The 13221-nt window shown below is 65.7% G+C and carries 12 protein-coding genes; 4 read left to right on the plus strand and 8 right to left on the minus strand.

The window, feature by feature from the left end:
• Window positions 1-13: 13 nt before the first annotated feature.
• Together JVX90_RS09245 and JVX90_RS09250 are read left to right on the plus strand one after the other, a co-directional pair.
• Entirely contained in the window at window positions 14-1474 is a 1461-nt protein-coding gene (locus tag JVX90_RS09245; RefSeq protein WP_205332044.1) for an ABC transporter permease subunit, read from the plus strand.
• Complete coding sequence (locus JVX90_RS09250) at window positions 1471-2220, plus strand: amino acid ABC transporter ATP-binding protein (protein ID WP_275889949.1); 750 nt, start codon at window positions 1471-1473, stop codon at window positions 2218-2220. Before JVX90_RS09245 ends, JVX90_RS09250 begins: the two co-directional genes overlap by 4 nt.
• A 79-nt stretch (window positions 2221-2299) precedes the next feature.
• Here JVX90_RS09250 and JVX90_RS09255 read toward each other — a convergent pair whose 3' ends face one another.
• From JVX90_RS09255 to JVX90_RS09275, 5 genes are all read right to left on the minus strand, one after another.
• Entirely contained in the window at window positions 2300-3475 is a 1176-nt protein-coding gene (locus JVX90_RS09255; protein WP_205332045.1) for an MFS transporter, read from the minus strand.
• Window positions 3472-4602: an alkaline phosphatase family protein gene (locus JVX90_RS09260; protein ID WP_205332046.1), complete on the minus strand. Its 1131-nt coding sequence runs from the start codon at window positions 4600-4602 to the stop codon at window positions 3472-3474. The genes JVX90_RS09255 and JVX90_RS09260 overlap by 4 nt, the downstream gene beginning before the upstream one ends.
• Window positions 4603-4641: 39 nt before the next feature.
• On the minus strand, window positions 4642-5916 hold the full coding sequence (locus JVX90_RS09265; RefSeq protein WP_205332359.1) for a SidA/IucD/PvdA family monooxygenase: 1275 nt from the start codon (window positions 5914-5916) through the stop codon (window positions 4642-4644).
• Between the two features lie 116 nt (window positions 5917-6032).
• Window positions 6033-7808 carry an ABC transporter ATP-binding protein gene (locus tag JVX90_RS09270; RefSeq protein ID WP_205332047.1) on the minus strand — a complete coding sequence of 592 codons (1776 nt, stop codon included), beginning with the start codon at window positions 7806-7808 and terminating at the stop codon, window positions 6033-6035.
• A complete protein-coding gene (locus tag JVX90_RS09275; RefSeq protein WP_240194119.1) occupies window positions 7805-9523 on the minus strand; it encodes an ABC transporter ATP-binding protein in 1719 nt (572 codons plus the stop codon). Before JVX90_RS09275 ends, JVX90_RS09270 begins: the two co-directional genes overlap by 4 nt.
• 140 nt (window positions 9524-9663) lie before the next feature.
• Between JVX90_RS09275 and JVX90_RS09280 the strand changes: the two genes are divergently transcribed.
• Window positions 9664-9900: an MbtH family protein gene (locus JVX90_RS09280; protein WP_205332049.1), complete on the plus strand. Its 237-nt coding sequence runs from the start codon at window positions 9664-9666 to the stop codon at window positions 9898-9900.
• Between the two features lie 36 nt (window positions 9901-9936).
• Complete coding sequence (gene panD / locus JVX90_RS09285) at window positions 9937-10344, plus strand: aspartate 1-decarboxylase (protein WP_205332050.1); 408 nt, start codon at window positions 9937-9939, stop codon at window positions 10342-10344.
• A 57-nt stretch (window positions 10345-10401) separates the two neighbouring features.
• Here panD and JVX90_RS09290 read toward each other — a convergent pair whose 3' ends face one another.
• From JVX90_RS09290 to JVX90_RS09300, 3 genes are read right to left on the minus strand one after another with little or no spacing between them, the layout of a single operon-like run.
• Window positions 10402-11340: a methionyl-tRNA formyltransferase gene (locus JVX90_RS09290; protein ID WP_205332051.1), complete on the minus strand. Its 939-nt coding sequence runs from the start codon at window positions 11338-11340 to the stop codon at window positions 10402-10404.
• Window position 11341: 1 nt separating this feature from the next.
• Window positions 11342-11587 (minus strand): phosphopantetheine-binding protein, encoded by a 246-nt coding sequence (locus tag JVX90_RS09295; RefSeq protein WP_205332052.1) that lies wholly within the window; start codon window positions 11585-11587, stop codon window positions 11342-11344.
• Window positions 11588-11595: 8 nt separating this feature from the next.
• Entirely contained in the window at window positions 11596-13209 is a 1614-nt protein-coding gene (locus JVX90_RS09300; protein WP_205332053.1) for an AMP-binding protein, read from the minus strand.
• Between the last annotated feature and the right edge of the window lie 12 nt (window positions 13210-13221).

The following is a 13221-nucleotide window of genomic DNA, read 5'->3' on the forward strand; positions in this document are numbered from 1 at the left end:
TTTACTGGTCACCATGACTTCCCGTGTGCGGGCGATCGTTCCGCTTCTCGTCGTGCTCGTGGCGGCCCTCGGTCTGTTGACGGCCTGTTCGTCGAGTTCAGACTCGGGGAACTCGGGCGTCATCCGCTTCGGAACCGAGGGGACGTACTCGCCGTTCAGCTTCCACGACCCCGCCACGGGCGAACTGACCGGCTACGACGTGGACGTGGCGAAGGCCGTCGCCGAGAAGATGGGCAAGCGTGCCGAGTTCGTCGAAGCGCCGTGGGATTCGTTGTTCGCGGCATTGGGCGCCGATCGGTTCGACGTGGTCGCGAACCAGGTGACGATCACACCCGAGCGCGAGTCGAAGTACTCGATGTCCATCCCCTACGCGGTCGGCGAAGGTGTCATCGTGACACGTGCTGACGACACGTCGATCACGTCACTCGACGATCTCAAGGGGCGAACGTCGGCGCAGTCGGCGACCAGTAATTGGACCGGGGTCGCGACGAAGGCCGGTGCCCGAGTCGAGACAGTCGAAGGTTTCGCTCAGGCCATCACCCTGTTGAGGCAGGGCAGGGTGGACGCCACCGTCAACGACAGTCTCTCGGTGTACGCGTACCTCGCCGAGACCGGTGACACCACCGTGAAGATCGCCGCGAAGGTCGGTGAGCGCAGTGAGTCCGCGTTCGCCGCACCGCGAGGCAGTCCGTTGACCACCGACATCAACAAGGCCATCGAAGCACTGCAGGCCGACGGGACGCTCAGCGAGATATCGAAGCGCTACCTGAAGACCGATGCCAGCGGCGCCGTCCAGAAGGCCGCCGAGCCTCAGTCGACATGGGATCTCGTCCGCACGAACCTGTGGCCGATGGCGAAAGCCACGGTCACCACGACGATCCCGCTCGCGGCGATCAGCTTCGTGATCGGCCTGGTGATCGCGTTGGTCGTCGCGCTTGCCCGTCTGTCCGAGAGACCCGGGGTGGCCTGGCTCGCGCGGGTCTACATCTCGATCATTCGCGGCACACCGCTACTGGTCCAGTTGTTCATCATCTTCTATGCGCTGCCCGAGATCGGGATCAAGGTCGAGCCGTTCCCGGCCGCGATCGTGGCGTTCTCGTTGAACGTGGGCGGTTACGCCGCCGAGATCATCCGTGCCGCGATCATCTCGGTGCCGAGCGGACAGACCGAGGCCGCACAGACGATCGGCATGGACTATGCGACGACCATGCGGCGGATCATCCTTCCGCAGGCGGCCCGCATCGCGGTCCCCGGACTGTCCAACACCCTCATCTCCCTGGTCAAGGACACATCACTGGCTTCAGTGATACTCGTGACCGAGCTGTTCCGCACCGCCCAGATCGCGGCCGCGCCAACCTTCGAGTTCCTCCCCCTCTACGTCACTGCCGCCGTCTATTACTGGGTGGTGTGCCTGGTGTTGTCCATGCTTCAGGGTCGACTGGAGCTTCGTCTCGGAAGGTTCATCGCATCATGACCGAACTGATCTCCGTCCAAGGGCTGCACAAGGCGTTCGGTGGACTCGAGGTGCTTCGCGGCATCGATTTCACCGTCGACGAGGGCACCGTGACCGCGGTGATCGGACCTTCCGGTTCCGGAAAGACGACACTGCTGAGGTCGTTGAACGCTCTCGATCTGCCCGACGCGGGTGTGATCCGAGTGGCCGACTCGACGATCGACTTCTCGACTCGCCCGCAACGTGAAGCCATCACCGAATACCGTGCGCAGTCGGGTTTTGTATTCCAGAGCCACAACTTGTTCCCGCACAAGACGGTGCTGGAGAACGTCATCGAAGGCCCCGTGATCGTGCAGAAGCGGCCGGTCGCCGAGGCCACCGCCGATGCGCGTGCACTCTTGGAGAGCGTGGGTCTCGGCGATCGCCTCGACTCCTATCCCAGCCAGCTGTCCGGCGGCCAGCAGCAGCGGGTCGGCATTGTCCGTGCGCTCGCGATGAAGCCCAAGGTTCTGCTGCTCGACGAGCCGACGTCCGCCCTCGATCCGGAACTCGTCGGCGGTGTCCTCGCGGTGATCAAAGACCTCGCCTCACAGGGCTGGACGATGGTCGTCGTCACGCACGAGATCGCCTTCGCCCGGAAGGTGGCCGATCAGGTGCTGTTCGTAGATCAAGGCGTCATCGGCGAGCGCGGGTCCCCGTCGGCCGTGATCGACAACCCGTCAGAAGAGCGCACCATTCAGTTCCTTCGCCGGCTGACTGAGGTCTAGATGATTGATTCCCGGTGGCGACGACCCGCTCCTGCCGGCGTGACCGCCGGAGAGCAAAGGGTTCCCGCAGACGGCCGGATCACGGGTGAGACTGCGCCGAGGCCCGCAGGTCCGACGCACCGACGGCGGCCGCAAGGAGCGCAACAACGCCTGCGAACACGAGGCCTGCCTCTCGGAGGCCGAGCGGGATCGCAAGGAGCCCGACGCCGACCGCGGGAAACGCGAGCATCATGTAGATGACCGCGAAGAACGCCGACGACACGCCACCACGAAGTGACGCAGGGACACGTTCGACTGTTGTCGACAAGCCGACGTTCATGCACACACCGCACCCGAGGCCGACCGCGACGGCTGAGGCGATGAGAGGCGCCAGCACTTCACCGGCCAACGCCCAGGCGAGCAGCCCGGCCGACAGCACAAGCACACCGCAGGCGCCAGGCATCGCCCACCGCGACGGGATACGCCTGGTCAGGAGTTGCCCTAGTGCAACGCAGGTGAAGATCAGGCAGACGATGGCACCGATAGCCGAATGGCTGGAGATTCCCAGGTAACGCACCAGGAAGAGCCCAGTCGTCGCGGTGAGCACGCCGCTCGAGGCGAAGCCCGCGCCGGCGGACAGAGTTCCGCGCGCGAAGGCCCCTCGGATCTCGCGCGGCACGGTCAAACGCTCGAGACGGAGCACCAGACCACCGCGTCGTCGATCGTCGACCCCGAACACGAGCAGACCGACCATCGCGAGAAGCGTGAGACCGAGATGGATGGCAAAGGGCACCACCAGCGGGGACGCGCTCAGATCGGCGACAACCCCGCCGAACAGGTTGCCGAGCCCGAGACCCCCGGAGTTGACCGCGACGGCCAGCACGCCCGCGGTGGCCCGACGCCCCACCGGATACAGGTCGATGATCGCGGCTGTTCCGGTGCCGGTCATCAGGCCTGCGCTCACTCCGGAGAGCAACCGTCCGACAATGAGAGTCACAAGGCTCGGCGGCACCAAGAAGACCGCCGCGCTGAGGACGGCGAACACAAGCGCCGCGATCAGAACCGGGCGACGTCCGACCTGGTCGGAGACACGCCCGAACAGAAGGAGAGCTGTGAACACACCTACTGCGTACACGGCGAAGAGCACGGTCACCGTCAGCGAAGTGAAGCCGAGTCGATCAGAGTAGATCGGGTACAGCGCAGTCGGAATCGTGGTCCCGATCATGGCGACGGTGAAAGCGAATGCCGTCACCGTCACTGCGCGGACATTGATCATCGGTTGCTCACCACCGGCACCAGTTGCTCGTCCGCCGTCCACGCACCGTGGTGACCCGGCATCGCGGCTTCGATGGGCTCGGCTTCCGGCCGCACCAGAACGGTGTCGCCTTCGGCCACGACGATGAGGTCGCCGATACGCGCCCGTACGAGATCCGACGGCGCCATCGACCCGAACCAGTGCTCCTCCAACGCCTGTTCGCGGGTGACCACCTTCGCGTGAGAACCCAGGGCTCCCGCCCACGCCGAAGCCACGTCGTCTCGAGCCGATGCGTTGTCGAGGTATACGTGCCGAACTCGCGCCTCGCCTGCGATCAACCGAACTCCCCGGTGCAGGTCGACGTCTGCGTCAAGATCGACTGCCGTGCCTGCACGGATCATTCCGTGGTCCCCGGTGACAAGCAGCGTGCACGTGGTCGGGAGGTCGGAGAACAGATCGGCGACGAAACCGTCGACGGTTTTCAGGACAGCCAGCCATTCCGACGACTCGGGCCCGTGCAGGTGACCGTTCATGTCGAGATCGGGGTAGTACGCGTAGGCGAAACGTCGCTGCGGGCCGTCGTGTCGCGCAACTGCAAGTATTCCGTCGCGCAGTTCATCCAGAGTCTTGGCCGGGTGGAGGACGCCGGTGGCCCGGAACGCGGCTCGGGTGAGCCCGGAGGTCGCCTGGTACCCCGGTATGACGTAATGGACATCGATGTCCGCAGCGGCGAGGTCCTGAAGCCGACTGTTCACCGGCTGTGCGGCCTCGGGCTCTACAAGGTCGCGCGCATCTGGCCCTTGTGCCGAATCGAGTGTCCACCGCAATGCGTTGAGTGTGCGGATGTCGCCCGCCTGCGGCACCGCGAAGCTGTAACCGACCACCCCGTGGACCGCGCACGGGGCGCCGACGGCGAGAGTCGTCAGACTCGTCGCCGTGGTGGCGGGAAAACCCGCCTGGACAACGTGAGCGACATGGGAGTTCAGCGTCGGCGCGATATCGGCGTGGCGAGCGACGAGCTCCGCACCGAGCCCATCGATCAGCAGGACGACAACATCACGATTCGGTTGCACCGCAAGCGGGTTGGCCTCGTTGAGACCGTACGAGGCGGCGACTGATCCCATGACGTCGGCGAGTGTGCGCAGCATGTCTCCACCCTGACACAGGGTGTTCTCGCCGGTGTCAGTTCAGGCTGTGCGAGAGAACGCGCGCGCCGACAGGACCGACTCGAGGATCTCGCCGGAACGTATCGCGATGTTAGACAGCAACGACGACGTGAGCCCATGCGTGTGTTCGGTTCCGCCTTGGGTGTAGACGGCTCCCGAGATGGGCCGAGTCGTGACGACGCGGTAGTCGCGATCGACTCCCCCGTTCGCCTGATCAGGCTCCACCAGGTCGCCGAGCAGGCTGCTCAGGTCGGTGGGCGTGAAGCCGGTCGCGTACACCACCGCGTCCACGGCCATCGTCTCCGCATCGCCGGTGAGCAGGTTCTCGATCGTGACCTGCACGTCGTCGTCGGTCTCATCCGAGCCGACGAGTTTGGATGCACCGCGCATGAACAGTCGCCGGTCTCCATCGACGTGTTCGGCGTACTCACGGCGGTACAACTCCCGAATGAGGTCAAGATCAACGCACGAGTAGTTGGTCGAACGGTGGTAGTTGAGGAGCGAAGCGCGCTGAGCTTCATCGGCCGAGTAGAAGTCGTCGACAGCGGTGGCGTCGAATATCCGGTTCGCATACGGACTGTCGTCGGCGGGCACGTACCCGTACTTCGCGAACACGTTGTGAACCTCGGCGTCGAGGTAGTTGTCGTGCAGGTACTCGACGACCTCCGCCGCACTCTGGCCTGCACCGACCACGAGGAAGCGGTTGTGCCGAGTCGACGGCAACCCGTCGAGGTGATCGAGAAGGCGATGATTGTGGAACTGGCGAGCCGAGGAGGTGACTCCCTCGGGCAGCGATTCGCGCAGGCCACCGGCTACGACCACGTTTCGTGCGTTCAGCGTGATCGGCCCGTTCGGTCCGGTCGCCTCGACGACGAGGTGACCGTCGGCCTCCGCGACGGCGGTGGCCCTGGCGCCGTAGCGAACGTCGGCCGACACCTTCTTCTCAGCCCACCCGAGGTAGTCGTGGAACTCTCGTCGCGTGGGGAAGAACGTCTGATGGTTGATGAAGTGGGCCATCCTGCCCCGGTCCGCGAGATAGCTCAAGAACGAGAACTCACTCGTCGTGTTGCGTTGTGTGACGAGGTCTTTGAGGAAGGAGATCTGCATGGTCGTTCCGGGGAGCAGCATGCCCGGATGCCATGCGAACGCATGTTTCGACTCGACGAATGTCGCGGTGAGCCGATCCGCCTGCGGCGCCGTGCTGTTGTGTTCTTCGATCGCGATCGCCAAGCCGAGATTCGACGGCCCGAATCCGATGCCCACGATGTCGATAACGCTTGACGGGTCGGTTCGCATGAGCACGTGTTGCCTCTATCCTTCGAGAGTCGTTCGTTCATTTCGCCGAACGCGGATCGTTCGATCTTTGGTTAGCCTAACCTATATTCTTGTGAATGGCACTTGTGCCGTCGATCTCAGACGATGCCGCGTCCATTCGCCCACGCGCGCCAGATGTCGCTGTAGCGGCCTCCCGACGCCACCAGTTGCGCATGCGGGCCGGATTCGACCACTCGCCCACCTTCGAGGTGAATGATGCGATCTGCCACGGCGGCCTGGCTGAGGCGGTGGGCGATGATCAATGCCGACCGTCCCGCGAGCACAGCCGCTGCAGACTCTTCGAGTACACCCGCGCCGACGCTGCCCGCATCGGCCGTGGCCTCATCGACGATGACCACGTCAGGATCGAGCAGTTCGATTCGGGCAAGAGCCAGTTGCTGCGCCACCATCGCGTCAACCTGGTGTCCATGCTCCCCGACAACTGTGTCCAGCCCCGCGTCCAAGCCTCGAACCCAGTCCGCTGCGCCGACGGTCTCGAGAGCAGCCCAGATCCGTTCGACGTCCGCGTCGGGTCGAGCCAACATGAGGTCTTCTCGAAGAGGCCCGGAGAACACGTGGACCTCTTGAGTCAGGAGAGCGACTCGCCGAGCCCGGTCGGCGTCCGGGATGTCGAGCACCGGCGTCCCTCCGAGCGTCACCGATCCCCGTCCCGCGGGGTGGATGCCCGCGAGGATCGTCGCGAGAGTGCTCTTTCCAGCACCGGACATGCCGACCAGCGCAACGTGCTCACCCGGCCGAACCGCGACCGAGACGTTGTGGAGGATCTGATGGTCGACCGAGTAGCCGAAGTGAACGCCGTCGGCGACGAGGCCCGAGCCGTCGTCCTGGTTTCGACCGTCGTCGGACGGCACGTCGTCGCGCGGCATGTCTAGAACCCCGACGATGCGACCGAGCGCCGCGGCGCCGGACTGCAGATCGTCGAGCACGTACATGACCTGCCCGATCGGGTCGAACAGCGCGAGGAAGAAGAGCATGGCCGCAGTTGTCGCACCGACTGTGATCGCGCCGTCGCCGACAAGCGCGAATCCGACCAGAAGGATCACGGTCATGCCGATGAACTCACCGAGATTCAATCGTCCCGCCAGCCTGTTCTGCAGAACCACCGCCTGCATCGCGCGGCGGACCACAGCCCACGAATGCGTGTCGATCCGGTTGCTCAGCGGCCGTCCGAGATCGAAGGCGCGGACCGTCGGCAATCCCTGCACCGGCCCCAGGACGTGGTGGGCACGATCGGCCGCCGCAGTGCGTTCAGCGGCATAAACGGCGGGTGCATGCCGGATGTACATGCGCGCGGTCATCACGTACAGCGGCGCAGTGACGACTGCGACAAGCAGGAACCGCCAGTCGATCGCCGCCAGACCGATCACCGTGACGACCACGCCCGCTTGCGCCATGAGCAGTGCGGGCAGCGCTTTTCCGATCGCTTCGCTCACCTTGTCCACGTCGTCGGTGGCCCGGGAGAGGACATCTCCGCTGCCCGCAGCCTCGACCCGCGCCACGGGGAGTCGCAGAACGGTCTCCAGCATCTCCTCGCGCAGGTCGGCAAGCACCGCTTCGAAGACGGTGGCGGCGGCGGCGATGCCGATTCCCGCGCAACCTGCGCAGGCGATCGCCGCCAGTGCCATCAGCCCCGCACGAACGAGCACCTCCGAAGCGTCTCCACCGGTCGCAACGACGTCGACGATGGATCCCAGCAGCCGTGGCGTCACCAGCCCGAAGGCTCCCGAGGCGGCCATCGCGACGACAACCGCCGCCAACCGAGCCTTGTGCCGACCGAGATGCGTCAGCAGGCGCCGGATGGTGCGCCGCCAGTCGGCGACCGGCAGGTAGACGTGATCGGGCCGGTCGCTCATCTGTTGGCCTCCTGTGCTGCGGCGTCGAGTCGGACAACGGTGTCGGCGGCGGCGACCCACGCCGGCGATTGGGTGAACACGATGGTCGCGGCGTCGGATCGGGCGGCGCGCACACGTTCGACGACTGTCGCCTCGGTGATCGAGTCCACCGCTGTCGTCGGATCGGTCAGGACGAGGAAAGCAGACTCGGCTGCCAACGCCCGAGCCAAGCCGACTCGCTGGCGCTGACCTCCGGACAGCATCTGTCCGGCTTCGCCGACCGGTGTGTCCAGGCCGTCGCGGAGGACCGCGGCCACGTCGTCGCAGGCCGCGGCGAACACTGCACGGGTGACCTGATCGGCGCCCGCTTGACCGTTGTCGGCGACGGCCGCGATGTTGTCGACGACGGAACCCTCGAACAGGTGCGGAGTGTGCGGCGCGACGCGGACTACCGTGCGACCGGCGGCCAGCTCGAGGTCGTTGATGTGGACTCCTCCGACTCGGACAGACGACCCTGAAGGCGCCTCTTCGCGCGCCAGTGCAGCGGTGAGCGCGCGCGCAGCGGCCTGGTCGGCGCTGATCACGGTGAGCCCTCGCTCCGGAACGTCGATGTCGGGGATGCCGTGGTGGCCGCGTATCTCTAGTGGTCCCGTCGCTTCACGTTCAACACCGGCGCGTACTCCGGGGCCGGCTTGGAGTACCGACAGGACACGCGCGGCGCTGGGGACCGCGCCGTTCCACACGGCGCCGAAGTTGGTGCCGATCGCGTTGAGCGGGCCCATGATGAATTGAGTCAGACCGACGACGGTGATCAACTGTCCGAGGCCCATCTGCCCGTCGACCGCCATGACTCCCGCTGCGAGACCCACCGCGATGATGAAGATCGACGACACCGTCTGCAGAAGTGCGACGTACGCGCCCTCGGTCCGCATCGCAGCGATCGCGTGGTCACGCGCCCGCCCACTGGCCGCTCGGTATCGTTTCGCGGCTTCTCCCTCGGCTCCGATGCCTTTGAGCACCCGGAACCCCGCGACGAGATCACCCGCGGTGCCCGCGGCCAATCCGACGGACTCCTGCTGCTGCTCAGTCCTGGAGCGCAGCGGGGCTCCTGCCCTGTCGAGGATCCAGAACATCGCTGGCGCGCCGAGCAGGACGGCGACCCCAAGCGGCCACGATATCCAGAGCAGGATCACGCCGGCAACGACAACGGACGCCATCTCGCCGACCGGAAACACCGCCAGGAGCACCGCACGTGACAGCCGTCCGACGTCCGAGGTCGCGATGCTCAGCGCGGTGCCCGGCAGGCGTGCCGGGCCGTCGGTGCCCGCCGGGTCGAGCATGCGGTCGGTGACTCGCATCCGAAACTGGTGCTCGATCACGTTGAGCCCGTACACGGCCATCCGGTCGCCGAAACGCCACGTGAACGACAGGAGCGCAAAATCTGCGGCGAGGACGAGCAGCCACCTCAACAGCGCGTCCCAGTCTTGCGTCAGGACGGCTCGGTCGATCGCCAGGCCCATGATGACCGGCACCAGCGCTTCGCCGACGAAGTGCAGGACGACGAGGATCATCGCCGGAATCGTGTAGCGGTTGGCTCCCCACATCGTGCGAAGCACAAGTCGACGGGGTGTCGTCTCCTCGTCGACGAGCACGTGCGTGCCGCGTTCGGCCGGCCGATCCCCCGCAAGGAACCCAGTCGGGATCATCCCAGTCGGGATCATCGCAGTCGGGGTCATCGTCGGTCCTTTCGTCTCGGTCGGCGTCACAGAGTCATTGGCCACAAGGTTAGGGTAGCCTACGCTTGAAGCAGCGTGGAGTTCGCCCGCTGAACTCGAGTCCGACCGCGCTCGCGAGTCCATCTACGACAGGAGTTCCGTTGTCCACCAATCCTTTCGACGACGAGTCGGGCACGTTCTTCGTGCTCGCCAACGACGAGGAGCAGCATTCCCTGTGGCCGTCGTTTGCCGACGTTCCCGCAGGTTGGCACGTCGTTCACGGCGCCCCCGACGGCACCGACCGCGCGTCCTGCATCGACTACGTCGAGCAGAACTGGACAGACCTCCGCCCGCGGAGCCTGCGCGAGGCCATGGCGGCAGACTCCGCAGCGAACTGAAGCATTCCCCACCACCGACCGAAAGGTTTCGACCGAATGAACCGCACCCTTGTGAACGGCAAGATCCATCGCGCCACTGTGACCCAGGCGGACTTGCACTACGTGGGATCAATCACCATCGACGCCGACCTGATGGCGGCGGCCGATCTGGTCGAGGGCGAGCAGGTGAGCGTCGTCGACATCACCAACGGCGCTCGTCTTGAGACCTACGCCATCACCGGAGAATCCGGATCCGGCCGCATCTGCATCAACGGAGCCGCCGCCCACCTGGTGAATCCGGGCGATCTTGTCATCATCATGTCGTACGGCCAGTTCTCCGAGGCAGAGGTCGTCGTGCACGAGCCCAAGGTTGTGCACGTCGATGCCGACAATCGCATCGTCGCACTGGGCAACGATCCCGCGGAGCCGGTTCCCGGCGCCGTCGATCAGTTCGCGTCACGCTGACGCACAGGCCCCGGATCTTTCTCGATCCGGGGCCTGCGCTCGCATGCCGACGAAGAGTCAGCCGAGGTCGATGTAGCCGCCGCGAGTGCCGAAGAAATCTGTCGCCGACACTTCTGAACCGTCGTCCAGGCGCAGCGTCTCGAAGACGATGGCGGCTTCGGGCGTGATGCGCGACGAACCGCAGACAACAGCCACTCCCCCTTCGTAGGGCACGGTCACTCGGCCGGGGGTGCCGCCGAATCGGCCCGTGGACACATGCGCCTTCAGCACACGGACGCGCGCGCCCCGGAACGTGAAGTGCGCGTTCGGATACGGATCAGACTGTGCCCGCACCAGCAGTTCGATGTCGTCGGCGCTCGCCGTGAAGTCGATTCGGGACTCGAGGTCGGATCGCTTGTGGAAGTAGGTCATCGACGCCGGGGCCTGGACGGTGTCGTGCAGGGTTCCGGCCGCGAGTTCGGAGAGTGAACGGACCACAAGGGGCTCGATCAGGTCCATCGTTGCGAGGACCAATTCTGTCGTGGTGCTCGTCGGACCGACGGGAACCGCCTGCTGTGCGACGATCGGTCCGGTGTCCAAGCCCTCGTCCATCCGGTGAACGGTCACCCCGACATGAGACTCTCGATTGAGGAGGGCCCACAGGATCGGCGAGAAGCCCGCGTACCGCGGCAGCAGCGAGTCGTGGATGTTGAGCGTGCCGTGCGTCGGAGCTGCGTAGATCTCCCGCGGCAGCCATGTCCGCCAGTTGTTGGCGACGATCACGTCCGGCTCGGCCGCCACCACCGCGTCGATCAGCTCCTGGTCCGCGCGTGTCGCCACGTGAACGGGCACACCGTTGGCACGCGCGAGGTCCTCCACGGAGTCGGCCCACATCTGCTCGTAAGGGTGATCGCTGGCCGGATGAGTCACCGCCAGCGCCACCTCATGATCGGTGCCGAGCACCGCGGAGAGCGTCCGATGTCCCCAGGTCTGGTAGCCCAGTGTCACAACACGCATGTCACACCTGCCCGGTCAGTTCGCGAACCCACGCGCCGACTTCCGGTACTTCGGCGAGTGTCACGAGGTCGACGTCGACGGCCCCGGCTGCTCGCCATCTCTCGACCAGCGACATGAGACGCACCGAGTCGAGCCCCATGTCGAGAACGTTGACGTCGTCACCGAGTTCGTCGGACCCCACTCCGAGCATCTCGGCGAGATCGTCGACGATCCGCTCACGTGTCAGTGTCGATTCGCTCGCTGTCATGTGGGTGTTCACCTTTCATCCGCCGCGACCGTTCGCGGCTTGTTCTGTTCGGTCAGGAGCTCGCGCAGTCGACGCCTGCTCACTTTGCCGACACCCGTCTCCGGGAATCCGTCGACCACCACGACGCTGTCGGGCAGCTTCCAGTCGGCGAGTCCGCGATCACGCGCGAACGCGCGGAGCATCGGCAGGCTCGGCGGCTCGCTGGAGTCGGCGGCGATCACATATGCGCAGGTCCGCTCGCCGAGGTATTCGTCGGCGACGGCCACAACGATCACGTCCCGTACGTTCGGGTGCTCAAGGAGATGTTCCTCGAGTTGCTCTGCGGACACTTTTTCGCCGCCGCGGTTGATGCGGTCGCCGCCGCGCCCGAGAACCACCAGGTCGCCCCCATCGGTGATCTCGACGACGTCCCCCGTGCGGTACCAGCCGTCCGGCGCGAACGACGCCGGGGCCGCGCCGTTCCAGTACCCGCGGATCGTGTACGGCCCCTGAACCTCGAGGAAGCCCGGTCCCGTGACGACGGGCGCACCGTCGTCGTCGACCAGTCTCAGCTGGTCCAGCGGCGACATCGGGCGCCCCTGTGTCCGCGTCACGACGTCGATGGGGTCGTCGAGCCGGGTGTAGCAGACGAGCCCCTCCGCCATGCCGAACACCTGCTGCAGAGTGACGCCGAGTGCAGGGCCGATCCGACGAGCGAGTTCATCCGGGCAGCGCGCTCCACCGACCTGGATAGTCTCGAGACTGGAGATGTCGTGTGTCGTCCCGCGTTCGGCCGTTTCGGTCCACAGTCGCGCAAGTGGTGGAACGAGTCCGACCATCGTCGCGCGTTCGCGGTGCACAAGCGGCCATGCCGCCGACGGGGCGGGCGACGGTGCGAGCACCACTGTCCCGCCCGCGTACAGCGCACCGAGAATCCCCGGCGACGACATCGGGAAGTTGTGTGCGACAGGCAGCACGACGAGGTAGACGGTGTCGCGCGACACGCCGCACACCTCATTGCTGCGCCACACGCTGTACAGGTAGTCCGCGTGGGTGCGGGGAATCAGTTTGGGCACGCCGGTGCTGCCTCCCGAGAGCTGCAGGAACGCGACGGACGAGGGCTCTGATCGCGGGTGGTCACGCGGGTCGGTGTGCAGGGCTTCGAGGGTGTCGATCGGAATCAAGTGCCGAACGGTGTCGACCTGGTCTGCGACGGACTGCGCGAGCGCCGAGTGATCGAACCGCTCATGCACCCGGGGATGAATGATCGCGACCGCATCCGCGGCGCGCGCGATGCCGACGAGTTCGGCCTCCCGGTGTGCGGGCAGGCCGAAGACCGGCAACGCACCGAGTCGGAACAGTGCGAACACGGTCTCCACGAAGCCGACCGCGTTCGGCATCTGGAGCAGTACACGTTCGCCTGGTTCGATCCCGAGTGCCGAGAATCCTGCGGCGAGGCGTCCGACCCGTAGATCTAGTTCGCGGTAGGTCCACGAACGATCCACGTCGACGACGGCGGTACGGTCGGCTATCGACGGATCTGCTGCACGCGCGGTCAGCACATCGTCGAACGTCTCGGCGCGCCACAGCCCCTCGGATTGATACTGTTCAGCGAGTTCAGAGGGCCAACTGGTGAAGGTCACAAGGTAAGGCTA

It is taken from the genome of Gordonia sp. PDNC005, from assembly GCF_016919385.1.
GTDB lineage: Bacteria > Actinomycetota > Actinomycetes > Mycobacteriales > Mycobacteriaceae > Gordonia.